This window comes from Lunatibacter salilacus (assembly GCF_009797935.1).
GTDB lineage: Bacteria > Bacteroidota > Bacteroidia > Cytophagales > Cyclobacteriaceae > Lunatibacter > Lunatibacter salilacus.
In genome coordinates, this window is record NZ_VOLC01000031.1 from 1 (window position 1) to 25,455 (window position 25,455).

Here is a 25,455-nt window from a genome sequence, read left to right on the forward strand (position 1 = left end):
TCAAAGTGGCACGGTTTGACCGATATCACTGGCATGGTCAGACCGAAATAACCACTTTTTTGGCGGCGGCCTCAATGTCCGGAGTGTGACCCGCATTTAGGGCAGGAAACAGCAGGGTGATCAGTTCATTGAGTTTGTTGATCTCCCCGCTTTCCGGTTCCGGGGCAGCTTTTTGGAAATATTCCTCATATTCGTTCAGTATGATTTCCGTCCCCAGGATCTTCTTAATCGTAGTCAACATGGGCAGATGGATCCGTATCTGCGGATATTCATCCTGCGTAATGCCAAACTTCGCCATGAGAAGGGATAATATACCATATTTTTTGGCTAAAATGATGAATACTTAAGTGATGAGCAAAACTTAACTTTATCATATTCATTTACTTAACCAAATCGACACTTCATCATCTACCTGACATACGGGGATCTTGCATGCTACGGAAACCCCATCATCACCCCCCCCTTTCTAGACGACTTTGAGAATCAAAGCCCCTCTTGGGGGCGAATTCCAAAGTAATACCAATTCACCCTTTTGATTGACCAAATTTTAATTTATATTTTGACCTAGTTTCATTACAATTAGTAAAAATGAATACAAGACAATTAACGCTTCTATTGCCTATTATATTTCTATGTCTGTTGGCTTGTAGTTCCAAGCCGGATAATTCGGGTCAGCAGGGACCTTCTAGTTTCATCCTCCTAGACGATGATCTTCCCGTCTACGAGAAAGATATAGATCACAGGACTTTACTCACCGCATTGGGAGACAGGCATGGAGAATCAATCCGGACGGGAGAGCATATCTACAATAATATTTGTTTCAACTGCCATGGCGATCCGGAACAAGAAGGGTCAATTCCTACCGCATTCAAATTTTGGTCTGACGAATTTAAGGTCGGAATGGATCCCTATTCCATCTATCAAACCCTTACCCGCGGATATGGATCCATGCCTCCTCAGATTAACTTAACGCCGGTGGAAAAACATGACATTATTAACTTTATTCGTGAGACGTATTTATTAAAAGATAATCCAGACCAATACGTTCCAGTGGATGAGGCTTACCTGGCCAGCCTACCGGAAGGTTCTTCCCAAGGACCAGAGCCTAGGGAGTTCAAACCCTGGGCAGAGATGGACTACGGCAATTTTTTAATTAATACCTATGAATTGGTTGGGCCGGACGCGCCTGAAAGACAAAGATCCACGGGACCCGTGCAGCCATTACCGGATGAAGATTTTGGAGATGCTAATTTTGCATACAAGGGCATAGCAGTTCGATTGGACAAAGGAACGGGTGGAGTCGCCGCCGGAAATGCCTGGATGATGTTCGACCATGATCTGATGCGTGTAGCCGGAGCTTGGACGGGTGAAGGGTTTATTGATTGGGAAGCCATACTATTCAACGGAAAACACAATATCTCACCCCGCACGGTAGGGGATCTCCATTTCGAGAACGAAACTGGGCCCGGATGGGCACATCCGAAAACCGGCACCTTTGAAGATCCGCGTTTTACGGCAAGGGATAAGCGGAAATTTGGCCCATTGCCTAGGGATTGGACCCACTACAAGGGACTTTATCAATATGAAGACCGGGTCATAATTTCCTATACCGTAGGAGAAGCCAAGGTTTTGGAAACATTTGGGTTGGAAACTGCCAATGAAATGCCTGTATTTACCCGGACGTTCAATATTCGTCCATCAGATAGGCCTATGAAAATAAGGGTAGCGCCTATAGGAATCGCCGTGGCACTTGTGGGAGAAGGGGCTGCTTTAAAAGAACAGGACGGGTTTATCGTTATGGAAATTAATCCATCCCAGCCATTAACTATCAAAGTGTTAATTGGAAAAGCAGGCATGGAGGGATTGGATATCCACGCCAAAACCAGCTTACCCGCTGAATCTTTGGAGAAATATACCAAAGGAGGATCAGCCAGATACCCACAAAAACTTACAACCGACATATTGCAGGGAGAACAAGAGGGGGCTTTTCAGGTAGATATTTTAAATCCGCCTTTTAATAGTCCCTGGAAAAATCAATTGAGACTTAGCGGACTGGACTTTTTTAAGGACACCAATAAAGGGGTTATCTGCTCTTCCGACGGAGATGTATGGCTCGTGGAGGGTTTTACCAAAAAATCCGGTAAACTTACCTGGCAACGCATCGCATCGGGTATGTTTCAACCGTTAGGGATCAAGGTCATCAATGAAGAGGTGTTTGTTACGTGTAGGGATCAGATTGTCCGTTTACACGATTTGAACGGAAATGGGGAAACCGATTTCTACGAAAGCTTTAACAATGACCAGCAGGTAACGGACCACTTCCATGAATTTGCCATGGGGTTGCAGGTGGACAAGGAAGGAAATCTGTATTATGCAAAAAGTGCCCGCCATGCCCGGGAAGCACTGGTTCCCCAACACGGTACGCTTTTGAAGGTAAGTCCAGATGGACAGAAAACCGAAATTATAGCCACGGGTTTTCGCGCTGCCAACGGAGTCTGCATTAATCCCGATGGAACCTTTATCGTAACCGACCAAGAAGGCCATTGGAACCCCATGAACCGGATCAACTGGGTGGAGAAAGGTGGCTTTTATGGGAATATGTTCGGCTATAATCCTCCGGCTGACAGCTCCAATACCGGCATGGAGCAGCCCTTGGTTTGGGTGGAAAGGGATAGGGATCGATCCCCGTCTGAATTGCTCTGGGTAGACAGTAAAAAATGGGGCGAGTTGAACGGCCAACTTCTGAGTTTTTCTTACGGCTACGGAAAGGTATTTCTGGTTCCCCATGAAAAAATTGGAGATCAGTTTCAGGGCGGGGTGTTTGAGTTGCCACTTCCAAGATTTGCGACCGGGGTAATGCGGGGTCGTTTTAATTCAGGAGATGGGCAGCTATATCTCTGTGGATTATCTGCCTGGGGATCTTCCCAACCCCAATTGGGGGGATTGTACCGGATTAGAAAGTTGGATAAGCCAATGACCATTCCAGTGGGAATAAATGCTCGAAAAGATGGCATATTGCTGACTTTTACCGATAAATTGGATTCGGGAAGTGCCGGTAAAGTCACCAACTATACGGTGAAAACTTGGGATTTATTGCGGTCCAGAAAGTATGGATCCAAACATCATAACGTCCAAACCTTGGAAGTTGCCGATGTTGAACTGGCCGCTGACAAAAAATCCGTCCTACTCTCCCTCCCTGCGATCAAACCCACTTGGGTAATGGAAATCACTTATACGCTAGAGGATGAAACGGGCCAATCCATAGAGGGAGTCATCCAAAACACCATCCACCAACTAGGCGAAAATCTTGCAATATCTATGGCTAAATAAAAAACAAAGTAACCACAAAGGACTCAAAGGACATAAAGGTTTTTCATAATGCTTTGCGACCTTAGCGTATTCCTTGCAATCCTTGCGGTTAAAAAAAGCGACAACACTGTTGCTACAGCTCCGGGTACAATAACCTGTCAAATTTCCAAAAGCATTTTAAAAGTGTTACTGGTATGACTCCATTGGAATACAGAAATAATATTTTAAAAAGAGCGAATTAATTGGATTTTCGAGTTCTTAACAGAAAGGGTCAGTGTCATGTCACGAGTTAATGCCCAAATGATTTCCCGCAGATATCGCTGATTTACGCAGAATTTATCAGCGCAAATTAGCGATATCTGCGGGAAGCCACACGCCATGGTATACTTCACACAACACGAGAAAAAATCAACCGCATACAAAGAAAAATTCAAATGGTTTTTTTGGTTGAAATCGATTCAAAAAAAATAGAAATTGTTTTTACTTTTATTCATTTTTATGGTAGTTTATTGATGGATTGTTTTTGTGGACCTTGTCTAATTTCCGTAAGTAAAACGAATCGCATACTTCCATATTTAACTTTAGAAACTAAATGAAAAGAATTATTTTAAGCCTATTTTTTCTATTTTCAAGTGTAGGTAGCTTGTTTTCACAAGCAACACTGTCCTTGGAGGATATATATAAAAATGGGGCATATAGGCAAAACCGTTTTGGCCCCATCCACTGGATGAAGGACTCTAACGGATACTCCAGTATCGAAAAAAACCAAGAAGTTGGCGGAGACGATATTGTGCAATATGACGCAAAATCCGGCAAACGATCCGTCTTAATTTCTGCGGGTGAATTGATCCCGAAAGGAGGACAAGCACCATTGTCGGTTGCTAATTATGACTGGTCCGCAGACAATACAAAGCTGCTGATATTTACCAATACTAGAAAAGTTTGGAGGTATCATACACGGGGTGACTATTGGGTGCTCGATCTCAAGACCCGGAAATTAGGGCAATTGGGTAATGGTATTCCGGAAGCAACCCTGATGTTTGCCAAATTTTCCCCGGATGGATCCCGGGTCGCCTATGTAAGCAAGAATAACATCTTTGTTGAGACTATAGACACAGGAAAAATCACCCAGCTTACCGCTGACGGGGATGATGATATCATCAACGGGACCTTTGATTGGGTATATGAAGAGGAATTAAGCTGTAGGGATGGCTTCAGATGGAGCCCTGATGGAAAAAATATTGCTTTTTGGCGGTCTGACACCAAGGGTGTCGGGGTATTCTATTTGATAGACAATCTTGATTCAATTTATTCCAAACCCATCCCCATGCCCTATCCAAAAGTGGGCGAGCAACTTTCATCTGTTAAGATAGGGGTTGTATCCAGTGAAGGTGGAGACGCAAGGTGGTTTGACTTTCCTGGAGATCCCCGGAATAATTATTTGGCCCGAATGGACTTTATTCCGAATTCCCAAGAAGTGATGGTACAGCAACTGAACCGCCCACAAAACCGCAATAACGTCTGGATTGGGAATATTGAATCCATGCAATTGAAAACCATATTGGTCGAAGAAGACTCCGCCTTTTTGGACATTCATGACAATATTCGATGGTTGGAAAAAGAAAGCTTTTTCACTTGGAGCAGTGAGCGGGATGGATGGCTACATCTCTATAAAGTATCCAGGGACGGAAGTTCGGTTGAGCTAATTACTGAAGGAGAATTCGATGTAGAACGTATCAGCCATATCGATCCAAAGGGAGGGTTTGTCTATTACATCGCCTCCCCGGATAATTTCACCCAACGCTACCTTTATCGCAGTTCCTTGACAAAGCGGGGAAAACCGGAGCGGATTTCTCCCTTAGAAAATTCCGGTCAAAATAGCTACCAAATTTCCGGCGACTCAAAATTTGCGATTCATACCTTTCAAAATACAACCACGCCCCCCGCTATTTCCCTGATTAGCTTGCCCGATCATATTCCTGTCCGGGTTTTGGAAGAAAACAAACCCTTACGTGAGGCACATCAAAGCTTGGGCTTGCGTGCTAAGGAGTTTATAAAGGTTGATATCGGGGAAGTTATACTGGATGCTTGGATGTTAAAACCGATCGATTTTGATCCTGCAAAAAAGTATCCGCTTTTATTTTATGTCTATGGCGAACCTGCCGGTTCTACCGTTCAGGATGCGTGGATGGATGGGGATTTGTGGCATCAGTATATGGCCAACCTGGGATATATTGTCATCAGCATAGATAACCGGGGCACTAAAACCCCTAGAGGTAGGAATTGGCGCAAATCCATCTACGGACAGATTGGCATTCTTGCCTCACAGGATCAAATGGAAGCTGCACTGCAGATTTTCGACACGTATGAATTTATAGACACCACCCGGGTAGGTATGTGGGGATGGAGTGGAGGCGGTCAGATGACGCTCAACGGAATGTTTAGGTATCCGGAGATTTATAAGGCGGGCATAGCCGTTGCTTTTGTTTCGGATCAGCGGCTTTACGACGCTACGTATCAGGAGCGGTATATGGGCTTGCTTGACCAAAACCCCAAGGGGTATCATTATGGTTCGCCTATAAATTTCGCTGAAAACCTGAAAGGTGACCTATTGATTATGCATGGCACTGCGGATGACAATGTACATTACCAGAGTTTTGAGATGTTGGTAGATAGGTTAATTAAATACAATAAACTCTTCTCCATGATGTCTTACCCCATGCGTGCCCATGGCATCAACGAACGGGAGAATACCTCCTATCACCTGCGGCAGACGATGGAAAAATTCTGGTTGGAGAAATTGGCCCCAGGAGGAAGGTAGTGAATATTTAAGGCCAATAGTCCTTACAATCGCCGAGCAGTCGACAAAGAAAGCACTAGAGGCCGTGACTGCTGCAAGTGAAAGCGGTATAAATGGATTTATGATGCTTCCCCCATGCGGTATTATGCCGATGACCGGGAAAATGTGACATTAAAATACTAGCATGAAGACATTTTCAAAAGCAATCTATACGGAACGGAGAAAGCAACTTAAACTTCTCGTTGGAAGTGGGAAATTACTGTTTTTGGGTAATGAAGAAAGCAGTATGAATTTTAAAGACAACTGGTATCCTTTCAGGCAGGACAGCAGTTTCCTTTATTTTTTTGGGTTGGATTTACCCGGCCTAGCTGCTGTGATAGATATTGATGAAGACCGTGAGATGCTGTTTGGTAATGACCTTACTGCTGAGGAAAGCGTGTGGCATGGTGCTACTCTTCAGCTAGCGGATTTGGCCGACATGGTAGGCGTAGATAAAGTTTCATCCATAGACGGGTTACCTAAGTACCTCAAACCAAAAACGGATATTCATATTCTGCCTCCATACCGGCCAGAAAATGCACAGAAACTTGCTCAATGGCTGGAAGTGTCTGTCCTGCAAATTGCATCCCTTGCTTCGGAAGTTTTCATTAAAGCAGTCGTAAAGCTACGATCAGTCAAATCTCCGGAGGAAATAAGGGAGATCAATAAGGCAGTTACCTGTAGCGCGGCAATGCACAAACGGGTACTGCAAGAGGCAAAATCAGGAATGAAGGAATATGAAATCGTGGGCATGATCACCGGAGAGGCCATCCGTTCCGGGGGAAATCTATCTTTTACTCCCATCGTAACTATTGACGGCCAAATACTTCACAACCATAATTATTCCCAAACCCTGACGGATGGTAAAATGCTTTTGTGTGATTTTGGGGCTGAAACAGCCATGCATTATGCTGGGGATATTACCAGAACACTACCTGTTGGGCCAGCCTTTTCCGCTAACCAAAAGGAAGTCTATCAGATTGTTCGGGATGCACATCAGACAGCGATAGAATCTTTGAGGCCGGGGGTACGATTTAAGAATATACACTTGCTGGCCTGCAAGAAACTGGCAGAGGGGCTCAGCGCCATCGGACTGATGAAAGGGAATTTGGATGATGCCGTAGAAAATGGAGCCCACGCACTTTTTTTCCCATGTGGTCTTGGCCATATGATGGGGCTGGATGTACATGATATGGAAGACTTGGGAGAGCAATATGTGGGGTACACCGAAACTTTGGTAAAAAGTACGCAGTTTGGATTGAAGTCGCTCCGGCTTGGAAAGGAATTAGAGGAGGGATATGTGCTTACCATTGAACCTGGGATTTACTTTAATCCCCTTTTGATTGACCAATGGAAGGCAGAAAAGAAACATAGTGCCTTTATCAGGTATGATCAAGTGGCTAATTACCGAGACTTTGGAGGTATTAGGATTGAAGATGATTTTGTAATAACGAATGGCGGTTCCGAGCTCTTGGGGGAACCTTTGGAGGTGGAAATCGATGCTTTGGAGGCAATACGCAGGACTGCATTAAGTGCTAATGCATAACTATTGACTTTTTGGATAGTCGTTTAACTACATTAAGGGTTGGACGGAATGGGAATAAACCCTATTCCAATCCTTCATTTCAGAAATTGTCTAACATGTCATAGGCTAGCCCATATTGAAGGATATCCCAGCTTTCGTTGGTTTCCAATATTTCCTTGATCCGCTTTTTATGCGAATTGACGGTGTTGACGCCAATAAATAGCTTGTCTCCTATTTCTTCGGCTTTTAGGCAACGTACCATCAGGGATAGGACTTCCTTGTTTCGGTCGGTTAGTTGCGAAAACTTGATGTCGTTTACCTTGCGAAAGGACATCTCCTGCGCAATCCTCTTTGTCTTTGGTACTGCCCAGGACTGGAAACTCAACGGGATGATCTGGGTAAATGTAAATCGGGACCTACTGGATTTATGCGGCAGGAGATGGTGTACAATTATCAGCTCCACCTCGTGCCGTTCCTGCAGCTGCTGATGGCGGATATAAAACTTTTTGGTGGAGGAGGAGGTTTCATCATATTCCTTACCGCCCAAGAGGCAGGTATGAATATCTTCCGGGTCAAAGATAAGGCTTTTGTATTCGGAGTCTGGTAGATGGGTAAAAAATGCCTCTGTAAGCCCAAAGTGTTTTTGACCACTGTCGCAAAGATAAAGATTTTGGTGGGGACGGGTGTTTTGGACGATTTTAATCCCAGGTATCCAATCCCCGGCAAGTTTTAGGGCGTTGATCTTAGCGTTGATAAATTCCTGTTCGTCATTGTTACTCAGTTCCATGATGCTTTCTTTTTTGTTGACCACAAATTATCGGGGTCAAGAAAGGGCATAGGAAATGGGGGGAGAAATTTTATTCACGAACATGGGTAACAAAGGAATGAATGTGCCGGATAAATGAATGGAGGAACAGAGGAGAGACTGACTGGGCACTTGATTTTTATGAGGACCGTCGAGCATTTACGTCGGGTATTTCTAGATTTTCTAAAGGAGATATTGAGTTCTATTTTAAATTTTAAAGGGAGAAGGGTACCTTTAGGCTGTAACCTTTAGATAATCCAATTGACAAATAAATAAAGATAATTTTGAGTTTTGAAACCTACCAAAATTCGGATAATCTTTCTTATTAATTTCAGAAGGTAAGATAGGTGAAAACCACTGCTCTTTTTTAAAAATTAACCCCAGATAAAATGAAAAATTGGTTAATATCAACTCTAGTTCTAGCTGTATCATTTAACACAATTGCCCAACGCCAGATGGAATTTTTAGATCGGGGGTTAATTGCCGTGCCATCAGGAGAGGATGTTTTGGTAAGTTGGAGAATGCTAGGTACCGACCCGGAGGAAATTTCCTTTGATGTTTTTAAAGTAGAGAATGGAGTAAAAGCTGTTAAACTAAATGACAATCGGCTCGATGGAGCGACTAACCTGTTAGATACAAATTTCAAAAAAGACGCCGATTCCCACTATTTTATTCAGGCATTTGTAGGCAATGAGTTACAGTATGAGTCGATACCCGTTGCCGCATGGGATAAACCCTATCTATCCATTCCGTTGCGCACACCGGTAGGCTATACGGCAAATGATGCTTCCGTAGGAGACTTAACAGGTGACGGCAGATATGAAATAGTAGTTCATATGACGGGTGTGGGAAAGGACAATTCCCAAAAAGGAATGACCGATGAACCCATCTTACACGCATATACCTTGGATGGCGACTTTCTTTGGGAAATCAATTTGGGAAAAAACATCCGTGAAGGGGCGCATTATACCCAGTTTATGGTCTACGATCTCGATGGGGATGGAAGCGCTGAGGTAGCATGTAAAACGGCCGACGGCACAATAGATGGCTTGGGAAATATAATCGGCGATAAGCAAGCTGATTGGAGAAATGAGGACGGCTATATATTGGCTGGCCCCGAGTTCCTAACTGTTTTTAACGGAAAGACAGGTGAAGCACTTGCCACCACCGATTTTGTGCCCCCCAGACATCCGGATACAGAAAACCCAACAGAAGAGCAGTTAAAGGAAGTGTGGGGTGATGGGTACGGAAATAGGGTAGATCGCTTTTTGGGCGGGATTGCCTATTTGGACGGTAAGCGACCAAGCCTGATAATGAGCAGGGGATATTATACCCGAACAGTCGTTGCCGCTTGGAATTGGCGGGATGGGGAATTGAACCCCGTTTGGACCTTTGACAGTCAGGATGGCAGCGCAGAGAACCAGAAGTACGAAGGACAGGGCTATCACAGTCTATCTATAGCGGATGTGGATAGAGATGGAAAGGATGAGATTGTTTTTGGAGCCATGGTTATTGACAACGATGGTTCTGGATTATATAGTAGCGGCCTTGGTCACGGAGATGCCATGCACGTCTCCAATATTGACCCGGATCGGCCGGGATTGGAGATATTCGGAATTCACGAACGCCCCGACCATCCCCACGCCGCAAACCTACGGGATGCGTTAACGGGAGAGATACTTTGGTCTTTTCCGTCGCAGGATGTAGGGAGAGGACTTTCGATAGATATTGATCCTAGGCATAGGGGTTATGAAAGTTGGGCCTTTGGAGAGGGATTAAAAGGCGTCTGGAATGCAAAAGGCAAGGTTATTTCCGAAAATCAACCCAGTTCAAGCAATATGGCTGTCTGGTGGGATGGGGATTTGCTTCGGGAATTGCTGGACGGCGTGAATATAGACAAATGGGATTTTGAAAACAGTGTTTCCGAGCGGATTTTCACCGGAGAGGACTATAACCTTATAAAAAACAACGGCACCAAATCCAACCCCTGCCTATCGGCCGACATCTTAGGCGACTGGCGGGAGGAACTAATCGCCCGCACGGCAGACAACAAGGAGTTACGGATTTTTTCTACCCCTATACCCACCGCCTACCGCCTCTACACCCTAATGCACAACCCCCACTACCGCCTAAGCATCGCTTGGCAAAACGTAGCCTACAACCAACCACCCCATACAGATTTTTATTTGGGGGAGGGGATGGAAATGCCGGAGAGGCCGGGGATTGAGGTGGTTGGACCGTTGAATAAATGAGCGTCAACGCAGATGATAATTGTTTAGAAATCGTTAGATCTAACCCTGGAAATGGAAGAAAATGGATAGACAAGACGTTTTCAAAGTACCTCGATTTCTTGTAGTGAGTTTGCGTACGAATTGGGCTTTGAATATCCTCAATCGGTTAGATAGCTTTTCAAGCAAAAACAAGTCAATCACCGCTAGGGTTTTGGAAATCCTTTAATTGAGTTTGCATTCCAGTCCACAGTTAACCAAATAGCAAATATTATTTTGACGCTTTAGAGCAAGCATTCTGACTCAACTTCTGTTTGGTCTATGATTGTGAATCCTGCTTCAGCCTTTGGTTTTATAGTCAGTTACACCGAGCGGTTTATAAGTGGAATAACTTTGCTTCCGATTAATTCGATAGACTTTAAATTTTATCCAGTTCCGGTACTGTTAATGCCTTGATATCCCAGTTGGCTTTCTTAGCTCCGGCAATATAAGCCGATTCCAGAAAATCAAGAAGGGTTGAACGCAGGCCAGCTGCTTTTAATAGATCGTTATAGGTGAATATCGCCATTGGGCTTCCGTTGCTTTGAACCCATTGGGCTGCAGGGGGCAGCAAAGGTTCTTGGTTTATTCCTTCGGGTGAAGGGTAGGTATATGAGTAGAAAGCCGGTTCAGGCATATTTTCGTCCCCTCCCCAAAAGCCAAAACTGATACACTCGTGCGAATAGGCATCTTTATCGGATATCCTAGCCTCAGCCGGCATAGCGGGTGCTTTTTTGCCCGAGAAACGGGTTACCGCCAAATCCATGGAATGCCAATAAAGATGAACAGGGCAGGTTTTTCCGTAAAAGCGACCGCTGAACTCTTTAAAAACCCCGTCCACCCAAAGCAGAATGAGCCAGAAGTCTTTGGTGTATGCTTCTTCGTAGTGGTGGTACTCCGTAATTTCACCAAAAGGTTTGTCAATCTTTACATCATAAGGTTTGTCTAAAATCGAGACTACAATGTCAAATCGCTTGAGAATTTCAGAAAGCTGCTTATAAAAATTCGCAACGCTTGTACCATTAAGCAGGGAGAAACTCGCAAATTCACCTTTGCTGGTGCTGACTTCAAGTTGGTGTTGGTGTACATTGATTGTCATATCAAAGGTATCCATCCCTTTATTGTAGGGAATAGGACCTGTTGTAATGCCCTTTGTCGACACATACTCGGTCACGTACCACCAATGGTTTTTTCGGGGTGTTAATGTTAAGCGGATCTTTCCCATGATTTGTAGAAACAAATGCAAGGTCATTTTCTTTTGCTCATTTCCCTTGTAACTCAGGAGTGGTAATTTTAATGAACGGTTCATCTTTAGGTAGTTTTAGACACACGAAAATAGCATTTTTCTTTTAATTAACCCTTACGTTTAGTGAAGGGTCTATTCCTTGTGGAGTAATAGAGACAATAGTTCCCGAGCCTATTGGATTTGCATATTAACATAATACTGAAAAAACAGCAGTTTTGACAATAACTAATAAGCAATGAAATCAGTGTGGTTGGCGGAAATCTCATAGGAAAATTTCCGCAGCGCATTTTAACTACCGCTTCAGACGGCAATACACAGAGGTCCCATTTTACAGGGACCCCTGAATAGTTTAAAGGGTGAATACTTTGAAACGGTAACGGGACAGGACATCAATCCTTTCCCGGAGGCAATTTTTCATCCGGGTCTTGTTGGATCATTTCCCTGGCCGGAATCTCCATGATTTCTTTTGTTTTCAAAAGATCACAAGATCCCAGTAACAGCGCACCGATTACCAAAACCATTAATCCTTTCGTTTTCATGGCGAAGAGGGTTAATTGGTTGCACGCACCTGCCAAAAGGCCAAAAGGGGAAAACCGAAGGAGCCATTAGTTGCTTACCCCAGACTTCACAGCCCGACTACTTCGTTAGTACATATGTTCCGGTTGCTCTCCTACCGCCTCCGCTTGTTTGGTTAAGTTATCCTGACGTCTCCAGATAGCTTCAAAAAGTGGCGGTGAGTATGTTAGGATAAAGGTGAGAAGGTATTGGTAAAAAAAAGTATCGGCGATGTATCGGCGATATCGGGGAATAACGAGCTTGAGGATTTCTACCTGTGGGATTGTGGGCGTTAAATTCCGATTTGCGAATGCATCATCTTACTACGGATTTAAGATTTCAAAACAAATCGAAACAACAGAAACGGTATAAAAGGCCAAGCTTGCACTAATTTCCTCCTAATAGTCGAACGAGATAGTTTGACGAAAATCGCAGCAAATCGTGAGCGTAAAATAGGATGAATATGACAAAATTATATACTTTCACTAAATTATATCATAAGAAAAAAGAGGATATGCTACCCTGCGGACTTCAAAGTACAATTGACATAATCATTATTCAATTTAAGGAAAAAGAGGGTCTTTATTTTTTTTGAATCCTCATAAAAAAATCACACTATTCGCATTATCCAAGCACTTCTTGGGTTTTTTTCAAATAACTTTTGACAGCCGTTGTCAAGGGATGACTTTCCCCATAATGACGTATCGCCAAAGGAAAAGCCTCTAATAGAAGATTTTGAGCTAAAAGGAGGTTGTTTTTACCATGCAAATCATATAGTACCGCAGCGAGGTTTAGGCGTGGTATCACTGTTTGACTAGCCTCTTCGCCAAAATTGTTTACATCAGACGTAAGCGAAATTTCAAGTTCTTTTGCAGCCCGTTTTAAGTTTTCATATCCCCCAAGGTCTCTAAGAACCAATGCAAGGTTTGATCTACAAGTGGCTACTGAAGGTGCCTCTGCTCCAAAATTTGCAAGGTCTGAGTCAAGTGCTATCTCAAGTTCGTCTTTAGCCCTGTTTAAGTTTTCGCTTCCTCCAATTCCTTTCAGGGCCATTGCTAGATTTGATCGAATAATCGCTACCTCTGATGCATCCTTACCATGGGTATTTGTCATAAACTCGCACAAGATTTCAAATTCTGCTACAGAACGCTTCAGGTTATCAAAGCCCCCTAAGTCCGCTAATACCGTCGCCAAAATTGATCGGATATTTGCCACTATAGCACTATCTGGGCCTGAGGTTAGAAGAAAAATTCCAAGTGAATTATCGAGCTCTGCCGCAGATCGCATTAAATTTGGTATGCCCCCTATGTCTTTTAATACCAAACCTAAAGTCAGTCGACGCTTTGCCACTACAATAGAGGCGGCACCGTGATGCTTCAATCCGTAATGAAGTGCCCTTTCAATCTCTTCAATGGCACGAGCAAAATTTTTAGGTCCTCCGATATCCTTAAGTATACCTGAAAGATTAGATCGTATAATAGCCACGTTGGGAGAATCATCACCGAAAATTTTTATCGCCAAATCAAGCGCTTTTTCGATTTCTAGTAAAGCGCGATTCAAATTTTTAGGTCCACCAATATGCTGTAGTAAACACGAAAGATTTGATCGAATCGTAGCTATTTTTGGGGAATTTTCCCCGAAATTTTTGATGGCTAAAACAAGCGCTTTTCCTAGTTCAACTTCTGCTCTATTTAAATTTCTAGGTCCACCAAGCTCTTTTAGACCTAATGCTAAATTGGATCGGCGCAGTGAAATCACTGGAGCGTCCATTCCAAAGTTTTTGATGTCCGAAGCCATTGCTTTTTCCAGTTCAGCTACTGATCTAAGTATGTTGTTTCGTTCGCCTAAATCTTGCATTAAACTCGCTGAGGACGATCGAATTGTGGCCACCAGCGGAGAATCCTCTCCGAAATTTGCGATTCCAATTTCAAGTGCTTTTCCGAGCTCTAGTTCAGCTCGTTTCAAATTTTCATCCCCGTTAAGATGCTCAAGAATAATGGCAAGATTTAGTCTGATGGTAGCGATCACTGGATCGCTATCTCCTAGAATTTTCCTAAAAGAAACTAGAGCAAGCTCCAATTCTAGAAAAGCACGTTCCAAGTTTTTATGTCCTCCAAGGTCTTTAAGAACCATAGCTATGTTCGAACGGATGGATGCAGAGATATGTGAGTCATTGCCCGCATTTCTGAGTGATAAAACCAATGCATTTTCAAGCTCTATTAATGCCCGGGCTAAGTTTTTATGTCCGCCAAGATCCTTTAGAACCAACCCAAAAACTGACATACAGGATGTTAAAAAAGGCGTATTATGACCGGAATTTTTAATTTCAAAAGCTAATACGTATTCAATTACGTATGCGGCGTTAACTAGGTTTTTATTTCCTCCAATGCCTCGCAGAAGTATGGCGAAAGTTTTTAAAAAAATAAAATATTGTTTCTCTGAATAGCCATCAAAAACAATGGCAAGCTTTTCAGCAATCGGCCACCACTTAAACTTAGTATAAAAATTATCTTTATCCGGCTCCTCTTCAATTAATAAACGAACCCGCTCCACCATTTCTTTTCCTTCTTCCCAAAGACGCTCCTGGTGCTTTTTTATTGCTAAATCTTGGATTACCGGACTCATTCCAAATAAATCCGAGCCATCTCCCCCAATCCAGCCTTTTGCGTATAACTTCTTTAAATTACTCCGAAATAAGCGCTTGCTATCGGGTTGAAATAGCTCATATAACACCTCCACTCTGTGCTCACCCGTCGGGAGCAAAGCAAGGTTGATCAATAATGAATTCAGGTGTTTGTCGAGTTTCGAAAAATCATGCAAAATATCCAGAATATCCGTTGTGGTAGCCAAATTAGTTTTTCTTCGGTAAAAAGCATAATTTGTATTTACAGTTTCAAGGTTATCTTCCAAATACAATCCATGCATCTCCAATCTTTCCAGAAACTCCCTCAAACCGAATCGTTCTCCCTCCTGTCCCCAAAACTCCTCCCGGAGTTGCTTGGCAAAAATTTCTATTAGAAGTGTATTAAATCCGATGGCTGAAATCAGTTTTTCAAGCAATTCTTCAAATTCTGCTCCGGACTCCAGTGCGGTTCCCGATGAGTCTTGGTAATGAATTTTAAAAAGTGCCTTTGCAGCGGGATTAGACAGGGCAGGCAGCTCATAATTTTGGACACCTTCCCAATTCAGCCTCCCCCTACCCGTAACCAAGACATGCCACCTGAACCCCTGAAAGGCCATCATAAATTCCGTAAGGTCATCTTCCACATTGTCGAGCACAAGCAGGAAATCTTCCTCCATGCCTTTCAATCGGTGTTGAATCATCAGAAGCCTATCCTTCTCAGAAACTCCATGAAAATTTAAATCTAGTAAATGCGCTAGTTCGAAAATAGCCTTCATTGTACCCTGTTCACAGAACAACCACGCCACGGTTTTATAGGACTTGTTACGAATAGACCGATGATAAAAGGCCGCTGCTACGGTAGTTTTACCCATTCCTCCCTCAGCATGAATCAGCAACGTTCCATTCTGGAGGAGCTGTTCGGTTATTTTCAACAATTCTTCCTCCCGCCCCAAAAAGTACTGGGTTTTCGGTTCGGAAACGGCATTTGGAACCAATTCCCGAGGCGGCTCTTTTCCAACAAGTTGGTCTCCTTCGTTTTTGTTAGTAGTGAGTGGGTGCCCATCTAATAAACTTAATAAAATAGTATCCTCGTCTTTCTGATAGTCAAGTCCAAATTGAGCATTTAGGTACGATTCGAAATTGGTATACCCGCAAAATGCCGAAAGAAGATCCATGAAATCCAGATCTGTATGTTTAGGCTGAGAGTTTGTGGTAACACACTTTTTCGCTCTAAGCCAAAATTCCTGAATTCTTTGACTACTTAAATTTTTATCTTTGGCATCAAACTCATGGTGGTTTACGATTGCGTCAATTTTTGAAAAATCGTATGATTTTATCTTTGATCTATCGCCGAATCCAGATTTATTGCCCATCAATATATGTAGAAATTGGCGAAAGTGATCACATAGGATTCCTTCTATTGTTTGGTCTTCTAAAAAGGGAAGAAAAACTGAAGCTTCGGGAGGGTGTTCAATTGATTTCCCATAAGCAATATCCATAGTGTCAAAATAATGCTGCTCGGTTTTTAAAAATTCTTCCAATGCCAATCTTAGGGCATGTCCAAGCGTGTAGTAAGGATAATATTCCGAATAAGGTATAGGAAGAGAAGCTAATTTTTGATTTTGAGCTATCAGTTTGCCAGTCTTGGATACACGCGCCATAATAAATAGAGCTTAATTAAAAAATTAAGATAGTAAATTTGGGCTGATAGAAAAAAATTATCCAGCAACTTTTTATTTTCAAGGCATTTCACTGTGGATATCGCCACCCATGTTCCCAATCCATTCACTTACAAAGAATAAAACTCCTGCATATAAACCCCCTTCTTGTTATCTTTTGAAAGGAATATGAATTCCGTATTTATCTGAACTTTCTGAAAAACCTGACTTGTCTGATCACATAGCAGTATTGTCAGTTTTTTGAAAATCCACCAAGGATGTTATATTTAACCTTTCGTTTTCTAACTCCCTGTTATCAAATATCTGCTGTGACAACCCATTTCCGCTATTTGCTTCTTTTTTGTCTTTTTTTAAGCAACTGTCTGCACGCTCGTTCAAATCTTGCGTCGACTGATCCTGATTCCCTTTATCAGATCGCGGGCGAACTTATGGACCGAGAGGAATATTCGAAAGCTATTGAAGTGCTTACCAGCCTAAAAAACAACCCAGAATGGGTGAAGAACCGCGGTAATGCTAGAAAGACATTCAACAATTTGGGGTATTCCTTTTTTCTGCTCCAAGAGTATTCGGAAAGTGCCCAAAATTATGAGATCGCTACCCAGTTGGCCCGGGAACTGCAGGACACGGTCAAGTGGATAACCTCGCAAACCTCCCTGGCTATGGCCTACCGACAGCTTGGCCTGTATGCAAAGTCCTTAAATGCAAATCAGGAAGCTCTTAGTCTGGCGGAGCGCCGCAATGATTGGGAAAATGTGCTCAACTTGTTAAACACTATGGGCATCATGTACCAGAATTTGGAGCAATGGGAAAATGCGCTGGAAAGGCACCGTGAGGCACTGGAGCTTTCGCGGATTCATTCCGATACACTTATGCAGTCCTACTTATATACGAATTTGGCAATTAGCCAAGCGGGACTCGGACGTCAGGACAGCAGTCTGCATTACAACCTTCTTTCCCTTGACCTTAAGGAACAGCTTAGACTAGACCCAACAGCCAGCGCAAGTAACCTGAACAATATTGGCGAAAACTACTTGGTCATGGACAGCCTCGATTTGGCAGAAAATTATTTAAAGAGAGCGAACAAATTGTACAGCGAAAAAGGGGACAAGGAAGGCTTAATTGAAAATTATAACAATCTGGCACGTTACACCTTAAGAAAATTCGACACCCAAAAAGCAGCAGAGTACTTGGACAAAGCAAAAGTTCTGCTAACAGGGGTCCCTGTGAAGGAATTGTACATAGACTATCTTTTGTTGCGCACCTCCTTACTGGAACAAAAGGAAAAATATTCGGAAGCACTTGTAACGCACAAGGAACTGGCTTCGCTTCAACAGGAGGTATTTCAGGAGGAGCAACTGGATGTGCAGCGGTTGGAAGCTAGCGCGGCACTTCGGGAAAAAAACCTTGAAACTCAAAACCTTGCCCAAGCAGCGGAGATTTCCAAGGCTGAATCAGAAAGAAAAGCTCAGTTAATATTGATATTGTTAGCAGGTCTTATAATTGCGGGGCTGGTGACCTTTTTCTTTATTCGATTAAACCGTCACTTGAGCGATAAAAATAAGCTTATCGAAATTCAAAAACTTGAACTAAAACACACTTCATTTAATATACTGATGAGGTTGCAGGCATTACTTCGGTTGACTTCCGATAGCCTTAAGGATACGGCTACCCGCGAAAAGTTACAGCAGGTAGAAGCGGCTATTATATCAGCAGCCTCCCTACAGCAGTTTACGTATGGGATCGAAAACGAAGAAGAGGTGTCTTTAGGAGATTTTTTAAACGAGCTGGTTGAAAGGTTGAAAGAGGCTTTTACAAATCCTGCCCACCCGCCTATCGTTTACACGGTCGAAGTAGAAACGGATTCGGTTCTGCCTGTAAAAACAGTAATGAACTGTGGCCTGATGGTGGCTGAAATGATTACCAATTCTATAAAGCACGCTACAATCGGTATTTCAAATCCAAATATCAGCGTTCGCTTATCCCGGAGTGATTCCCATTTGGTGCTTCAGGTGGGGGATAATGGTATGGGATATGACCGCATTCAAAAAAACCAAGGCATCGGATCGAACTTGATCTACCGGTTGGCCAGTTATATTAAGGCGGAGCTGACCGAAGAGACTGAAGGGGGAACCTCTTACACGATTCGATTGAAATGTTGAAAGGACTTCGCTTTTTTTAATCCGCTGTCCATACCTTTTCCTTTAACAACCTTAAGAATTTCAAAAGGACCTGCGTCACTCTTAATTTCAATGGTATATTTCTACCAATTGATATTCTTAAATTCTCCCTCAGTCACTACCACCGTCCTGTCCTCGTCAGGATCGACCGCTGTAAATTCAAAAGTACCCGAAATCTGTTTGGCACTATGGTCTATGGAGGTCACCTCAACCTGGATCGTTCCAAAATCGTCTGTTAATGCAATATAAGCGTTCTCCATATTGTTCAGGACCATTGTAGAAACTCCAGCTGCCACATACCCGTCGAAGGTCGGTTCCGTGTCCGTACCTCTACTTCTGAAAATGGTTCCGGCTTTTAGTGAACTTAGATCCGGCCCAATTAATATGAGACGAACGTCCACTGCAGCCGCATCCTCCCAACTTCCGTCCACTCCGGAAATGCCCATGACGAACCCACTTCCATTGGGGTAGATCACGAGGTTGGTTACGATAAATTCAGCCTCCGGATCCTGCTCATTTGGCATTACCGCCTCAAAGTCTCTCCCATCTACCTTGGCGGTAATGGATTGCCTGCCCGTATCCTCAGGTTTCATTCCATCATCATCGCTACTACAACTTACCCCCACCAAAATGATGATTAGGAATCCAATTAACTTCATGCTGGTTTTCATACTATTTGTCGTTATGTGTGCTGGTCAACTTTCTTGCTCCTATATTGATTTTCGCCATTTTCCACGAAATCTCATACCTGTTCCCTAGAATAAGCTTTTATAACTTTCAATGTCTCCAGGCAAAATTAGCTTCTTAAAATTCAAACCTGGTCACCATTATTGGTGAAACCGACTAGCCCCCTACTATTTCGAAGTCTCGGATGAATGCTGATATATATATCCAAAAATATAAGGCTTTGATTGGTTTTGAAGCCTTATGTTTCTATTTTTAGTGGTGTTTTTTTCACAAAAAGAATTTTCTGAAAATTGAATAATTTTGCCTTTCCTTTTTTGCTGTTAATGGTCGTTCTCGTTCCGATTCATAAAACATGGTGCCAATCGGAAACTACCTTTGATTCATTGTACGCTGAAACAACGGATATGAAGAAAAACAAGCAGTTTCCTCAGGCGATTGACATTTATTATCAGCTTATGACCGAACCGGGTTGGATAAATGAGCTAAGCAATGCCAGGAAAACTTTTAACAGTATGGCCTTCTCATACTATATGCTACAGCAATTTGATTCCAGTGCCAGGTATTATTTGAAATCCAACCAAGTCGCGATACAGCTAAAGGACACATCCCAAATCATCATTTCTTATAAATCCTTGGCTATGGCCTATCGACAAATCGGTCTTTATGCGAAATCATTGGAGAATAGCCAAAATGCACTGTCGCTGGCAGAATTTCGAAATGACCAAGAGCAAATGTCTGATATACTTAATACCATGAGTATCATGTACCTAAACCTCAACCAATACGACAAAGCCCTTGAAAAGCAACGGATGGCCCTTAACCTTGCACGTTCGTTGCACGACTCCCTAGGAATAGCCTATTTATATAACAATATCGCAATGAGTCATTTTTATACTGCACGCTATGATAGTAGCCTGTATTTTAATCTGAAAGCTTTGGAAATAAAAACGGCACTTGGTCTCCCTAAAACGGACCAGGTTGCTAATTTGAGTAATATTGGGGAGGATTATCTAAAAATGGGTGATCTGAAAATGGCGGAACGCTATCTGTCGGAAGCTCATCGATTGTATTTAGAGAATAGCGATATTGAAGGACAGATAATTTGCGAAGAAACCCTTGTCGATCTTGCGATAAAAAAAAATGATTTTCGTACGGCAAATAAATATCTGGACAGCATAAAGCACCTATTTGATATTGTTTTTGTCAAGGATCTATACCTTAAATATTTGGAATTGAGAGTCTTGCTTGCGGAAGAGGAAGGAAAATTTGAGGAAGCTTTCGTTTTTCATAAAGAACTTGCGGTATTAAAAGAAGAGGTGTTCCAGGAAGAGCTGCTGGATGTTCAACAAGTCGAGTCTGAATATTTGCTTAGGGAAAAAGAATTGGAGAAAAGCTATGCGGAACAGGAAGCACAGTTTGCGCGCGATGAAAATAAGCGGTATATCCTGTTTATAACAGTTTTGTTTGTAACAGTATTGGTGACTTTGCTTTTGGCGTATTTGCTTTTTAGGTTCAATAAGACATTAAAGGTAAAGAATGGGATCATTGAATCGCAAAAGGCTGATTTAACTCACCGGACCTATAATGTGCTTATGAAGGTTCAGTCCCTCCTTCGATTGGCGTCGGGAAACCTAGAAGATGAGAAGTCAAAACAAGTCATGCAAAATTTAGAGGCAGCCGTATTATCCGCTGCATCGATTCAACAGCAGCTAACTGTAGAAGGTGAAAGCACTGAGATTCAAATTGGGGCTTATATTCAAGCCTTGGTGAAACGGTTGGAAGAGATGTTTGAACTAACTGGGCATCGGATTAAATTCGAAGTAATATTTAAAGAAGAAAACAAGCTTCCCACAACAACTGTCTTGAATTTGGGTATAATTATAGCTGAACTAATTACAAACGCAACGAAACATGCATTTACGGAAGAAATTATTAATCCGCAAATTACTGTAACCATTGAAAAACAAGGCGCTAAGTTGCTCGTAAATGTCCAGGATAACGGAATCGGAGTAAATGGCAGTCAAAAACAAGGGACCGGTACTGGGCTTGTACAGCGGCTTGCAAAATATATACAGGCAGATTTATTTGTTAAATCAGATCACGGAACCTCCTATACCCTCAGACTGAATACCTATGAGTAACCCTACAAAGGTTTTGATAGTGGAAGATGATCCCTTACTTGGGGATTTGATTGTATCGGATTTAAAGTTGTTGTTCCCCTATGGAGAAATTGATATTTCAGGTCCAGCGGAAACTTACCCGGAAGCCTTGGAATTACTTCATGCAGTACAGCCACATATCGTTTTGCTGGATATTGAGTTAAATGGCGACACGCAGGCTGGAATTGGGTTGGCGAAGCACATCAATCAAACCAAAGGACTCATACAAATCATATTCCTTTCAGGGCTGCCAAGAAACAAGGGGGGCTATGATACGGCCAAGTATATGACCCCATTTAGTTTTATTCAAAAGCCCTACCAACGACAGCAGCTGGCGGACCAACTGGAATTGCTTCTTATCAGGAAAGCCCAGTCGGATTTATCTAAAGAAAGAAATTTGGAGAATTTGAATTCAGAACCTCCTAAACGACCAGTTATTTTTGTTACCACTGCCCATGGAGAATTGACACCTGTTCCCATTGAACGGTTGGTCTTGCTGGAGGCTGATGGAAAGATAATTAGAGCTTATTTGACCGACTACGCGTTTCCCATTGTGTTCACTTCTCCCGGGTTAAAAAACTTTTTTTTGGAAAATGAGCAACTTTTGGCAGCGGATTTTTTTCAACTAAGCCGGAAGCATGTGTTTTGTATAAGTAAAATCCAACAAATAAAACACAATCAAATTTTGCTATCCCAAAGTGAAAACCCATCTGGAACCAAACCTATCTCCATCCCCATTCCACAAAACGGAGACGCCAGAAAGAGGCTGTATGAAAAATTGGGAAGAATAGGTTAAATTCCTTTTTTCATATATCCAGTATATAGACCGGAAAAAAGACCATGATAGTTAAATAATAAATTTCCTTAATTTTTTCAGAATAATAGTGAAAGTCATTCTCCCGAATGAAAGCTTACGCAACAAAGCTATGAAATTAACCACCATAATTGGTGAGCCAGAATTTCTCTTTATATCGTAGTTTTGAGCGATATAAGTTTGTGTTTAAGATCTGTTCGAATAGAAAAAGAGCTAAAATACACATTAATTGGTATTTGATCAATCGCATTAAAAAAATCCATTGGGTATGAAAACGAAATATTTAATCTTTTTCGTGGCTTGCATAATATTAAATGTTAATCCTGGATATAGTCAAATTTTAAAAGCCTTAAAGCAAAAGGTTTCCGAAGGAATTGAGAAAAAGATTGATGATTTCGAGGTCGGGAGAAAAAATGAAAAAGTTGAGAATCAAAGTCGCGATACAGAGATAGTGGTAAAACCTACTACCAATGAAGGTAACCCTCCACAAGTTAATTCAGAAAAGGACATGAAATCACTTCCACCTAGGGATCACCCTATTGAGACAGAGGATAAAATGTCAACTTTTGAGATTATTAGATATGACTCACCAAATAACAAATTTAAACCCATCCTGTTAGCATCCCATAAGGATCAACCTAGATTTGGAAGTATTTCGAGAGGATTAAATAACGATGTTAATCGGAAATTTTCCTCCAAAGAATATTCATTATTAGGTATGGAGAGATTTCTTAGTTTGATTGAATATAAGTATTTATACGATTTACTGGAAGATATGGATAAAGAACAATTCATGAGTAGTCTTAAAGAGGGAACAGCAGAGGAGTTTCAGCAATATTTTATCCAGCAATACATAAAGGAAACAATGGCCAGTCATTTGGAAAACTCTTTTCGATATTTGTATTTCTGCAATTCAAAAAAATATGATTGTGACATGACCAACGGAAAGTACAGTGATTTCGATCATGCAAAAGAATGGGGAGGAGATTCAGAGGATATTTTTAGAATTAGGCAGACGTATTTAAATTTTGTTAAAGAAGATTATTTAATAGATTTTTATAAATGGGCTAGCACTTTTATGCAGGAAGGAGAGGAATATTATTTTGTATCGGAATCAAGACTTAAGGAATACGATTTTAATAAAGAGGCTTTTGAATTCCATTTGTCTTTGCCTCACGGTGGAGGCTTAAGTGACATCGCGCCAAAATATTCCGTTTTTAGATTTTCTAACACGATTTTTCCCGATGACCACACATTTACAAAATGTTCTTTGCCGTTGTCAATCGATGAGGCTGAAAAGATTTTGGAATTACATGGAGGCAGATCGAATATTAGTGGAAAGACAATCCCCATATATGTTGTGTATAAAATGAGATTGAAGATTAAGGAAGTGAACCTGAAGGTGAGTGCACAAAACCAAAAGCCTCGTTTAGTGTTCGATGTTTCCATGGTAGATGATGAAGTGGATGTTTTTTTTGATGAAAAGCTTAATAATAAGGTAGGTACGTTAAATTTGCTTGACCATGTTAATTAGATTTAGACGATTATTTTCACTCGTTCTGGTCGTGACTGCTTTGTTTGCACATACTAACACGAATGGTCAAATATTAAAGTCAATTAAAGAAAGAGCTAAGTCCATATTGGTAGAAGAAGCTAAGGGGCTAGTAGACTCAAAGGACGTTTCAGTCTCAGAAAAGGGCGAAAAGGAGTCCGGTACACCTATAAAAAAAATGTCGGATTCCGTTGAAGATCCAATCAATGAAAAGCGAAATGGTAACCGGTTTGAAAATGAAGATTATACGTTTCGTACAATTCAAGGTCCAAATTCATCCTTTGAGCCAATTAAGATAAGGACATATATGGATGAACCGCTATTTGTTCAATCAACCAAGAAGGAACAACATCTCCATGAAATGGCGTTTTTTACCCTGTTAGAAATTGACGCATTATCCGAATACTATCAGGGTATAAACAAGGATTTACTATTTACGGACGCAACCGCCAAGTCGGTCGAGGAAAGGAACCAGTTTTTTATTCAACGACATTTAATTATGTCATCAGGTTTGTTATTTAAAAAGGAAGCTATTCTTCCCTTTTTTTGTATTGATGTTAATGGTGATTGCGGGGCGTTGGAGCGCCAATATCTGAGTGTTGATCGGGCAAGGTTTGCCAAATCGTTGGATACTTGGGGAGGATTGTACGCTAATCCATTTGAAAGAAGGAAAACCTATAAATCTTTTTTAGTCGCTAATTTTAATGATTTAATTGAACTGTCTAAGTCTGTAAGCCAAGATGATCCGCTTGTAGCATACCTTATCATGAATGGAGAGATCAGTCATAGCTACGTAGATTTTGATCGTGGTGGCTTTTGGCTGCAGCAGGAAAATTTAAGTGTTTTTCCGCACGCATATTTAAATAAATACGAGTCAAGGTTTCCGGGTGAGGAAAGAATTGGTAGCAGCATGTCTGGGAAAGTTTTTGTGGCCATGGATTTGGACTCCATCAACTCGCTACTAGATGGAGCTTCGCATAAAAGCCTCTTTCTCTTACACAAAATCAAAATTAATAAGCAAAATATGAACTTGGAAGGAGGTAAGTTAGTTAGCTCCCCATCTTTTTCGTTTCAATTAGAAAATAGCGTGGTAGAAATCTATTCGGACCAATATTTAACCGAAAAAATAGCCGAATTTGATTACAATGCTTTAGAATTTATAAGGATTCCTGCCATAAACTAATTCCTTCTTCCAAATTCACTGTATTTATATTTTCC

At 41.9% G+C, this 25,455-nt stretch carries 15 protein-coding genes and 1 pseudogene; 10 read left to right on the top strand and 6 right to left on the bottom strand.

Going from position 1 to position 25,455, the window contains the following annotated elements; all coding sequences use genetic code 11:
• Positions 1-37: 37 nt before the first annotated feature.
• The gene (locus tag FQ608_RS26180; protein ID WP_158861473.1) at positions 38-298 is read right to left on the bottom strand and encodes a hypothetical protein; all 261 of its coding nucleotides are present in this window, start codon (positions 296-298) and stop codon (positions 38-40) included.
• Between the two features lie 290 nt (positions 299-588).
• Between FQ608_RS26180 and FQ608_RS26185 the strand changes: the two genes are divergently transcribed.
• The 4 genes and pseudogenes from FQ608_RS26185 to FQ608_RS26200 all read left to right on the top strand — a co-directional run bounded on the left by FQ608_RS26185 (position 589) and on the right by FQ608_RS26200 (position 7,694).
• Positions 589-3,330, top strand: coding sequence for a DUF6797 domain-containing protein (locus FQ608_RS26185; protein ID WP_158861474.1), 2,742 nt, complete (start codon positions 589-591; stop codon positions 3,328-3,330).
• A 122-nt stretch (positions 3,331-3,452) separates the two neighbouring features.
• Positions 3,453-3,551: pseudogene (locus FQ608_RS26190) on the top strand (helix-turn-helix domain-containing protein); the annotation flags it as partial.
• A 350-nt stretch (positions 3,552-3,901) separates the two neighbouring features.
• Positions 3,902-6,130, top strand: coding sequence for a S9 family peptidase (locus FQ608_RS26195; protein ID WP_158861475.1), 2,229 nt, complete (start codon positions 3,902-3,904; stop codon positions 6,128-6,130).
• Between the two features lie 163 nt (positions 6,131-6,293).
• Positions 6,294-7,694 carry an aminopeptidase P family protein gene (locus FQ608_RS26200; RefSeq protein WP_158861476.1) on the top strand — a complete coding sequence of 467 codons (1,401 nt, stop codon included), beginning with the start codon at positions 6,294-6,296 and terminating at the stop codon, positions 7,692-7,694.
• A gap of 79 nt (positions 7,695-7,773) precedes the next feature.
• Here the strand turns inward: FQ608_RS26200 and FQ608_RS26205 are convergent, their stop codons facing one another.
• Entirely contained in the window at positions 7,774-8,460 is a 687-nt protein-coding gene (locus FQ608_RS26205; protein ID WP_158861477.1) for a helix-turn-helix transcriptional regulator, read from the bottom strand.
• A gap of 407 nt (positions 8,461-8,867) precedes the next feature.
• On the opposite strand from FQ608_RS26205, the gene FQ608_RS26210 reads away from it, so the two are divergent.
• On the top strand, positions 8,868-10,730 hold the full coding sequence (locus tag FQ608_RS26210) for a rhamnogalacturonan lyase (RefSeq protein WP_199856482.1): 1,863 nt from the start codon (positions 8,868-8,870) through the stop codon (positions 10,728-10,730).
• Between the two features lie 394 nt (positions 10,731-11,124).
• On the opposite strand, the gene FQ608_RS26215 is transcribed toward FQ608_RS26210, so the two are convergent.
• The 3 genes from FQ608_RS26215 to FQ608_RS26225 form a co-directional block, all read right to left on the bottom strand.
• Positions 11,125-12,054, bottom strand: coding sequence for a DUF5996 family protein (locus tag FQ608_RS26215; RefSeq protein ID WP_158861478.1), 930 nt, complete (start codon positions 12,052-12,054; stop codon positions 11,125-11,127).
• Between the two features lie 326 nt (positions 12,055-12,380).
• Entirely contained in the window at positions 12,381-12,530 is a 150-nt protein-coding gene (locus FQ608_RS26220; RefSeq protein ID WP_158861479.1) for a hypothetical protein, read from the bottom strand.
• Between the two features lie 640 nt (positions 12,531-13,170).
• On the bottom strand, positions 13,171-16,830 hold the full coding sequence (locus tag FQ608_RS26225; RefSeq protein WP_158861480.1) for a tetratricopeptide repeat protein: 3,660 nt from the start codon (positions 16,828-16,830) through the stop codon (positions 13,171-13,173).
• 446 nt (positions 16,831-17,276) lie between these two features.
• Between FQ608_RS26225 and FQ608_RS26230 the strand changes: the two genes are divergently transcribed.
• Positions 17,277-19,007: a histidine kinase dimerization/phosphoacceptor domain -containing protein gene (locus FQ608_RS26230; RefSeq protein ID WP_158861481.1), complete on the top strand. Its 1,731-nt coding sequence runs from the start codon at positions 17,277-17,279 to the stop codon at positions 19,005-19,007.
• Between the two features lie 101 nt (positions 19,008-19,108).
• Here the strand turns inward: FQ608_RS26230 and FQ608_RS26235 are convergent, their stop codons facing one another.
• Positions 19,109-19,684: a DUF6252 family protein gene (locus FQ608_RS26235; protein WP_158861482.1), complete on the bottom strand. Its 576-nt coding sequence runs from the start codon at positions 19,682-19,684 to the stop codon at positions 19,109-19,111.
• 432 nt (positions 19,685-20,116) lie between these two features.
• On the opposite strand from FQ608_RS26235, the gene FQ608_RS26240 reads away from it, so the two are divergent.
• The 4 genes from FQ608_RS26240 (at position 20,117) to FQ608_RS26255 (ending at position 25,420) form a co-directional block, all read left to right on the top strand.
• On the top strand, positions 20,117-21,853 hold the full coding sequence (locus tag FQ608_RS26240; protein ID WP_158861483.1) for a sensor histidine kinase: 1,737 nt from the start codon (positions 20,117-20,119) through the stop codon (positions 21,851-21,853).
• Positions 21,846-22,667 (top strand): LytR/AlgR family response regulator transcription factor, encoded by an 822-nt coding sequence (locus FQ608_RS26245; RefSeq protein WP_158861484.1) that lies wholly within the window; start codon positions 21,846-21,848, stop codon positions 22,665-22,667. Before FQ608_RS26240 ends, FQ608_RS26245 begins: the two co-directional genes overlap by 8 nt.
• A gap of 286 nt (positions 22,668-22,953) precedes the next feature.
• Positions 22,954-24,219, top strand: a complete 1,266-nt coding sequence (locus tag FQ608_RS26250) for a hypothetical protein (RefSeq protein ID WP_158861485.1) — start codon at positions 22,954-22,956, stop codon at positions 24,217-24,219.
• On the top strand, positions 24,209-25,420 hold the full coding sequence (locus tag FQ608_RS26255; RefSeq protein WP_158861486.1) for a hypothetical protein: 1,212 nt from the start codon (positions 24,209-24,211) through the stop codon (positions 25,418-25,420). Before FQ608_RS26250 ends, FQ608_RS26255 begins: the two co-directional genes overlap by 11 nt.
• Positions 25,421-25,455 lie beyond the last annotated feature (35 nt).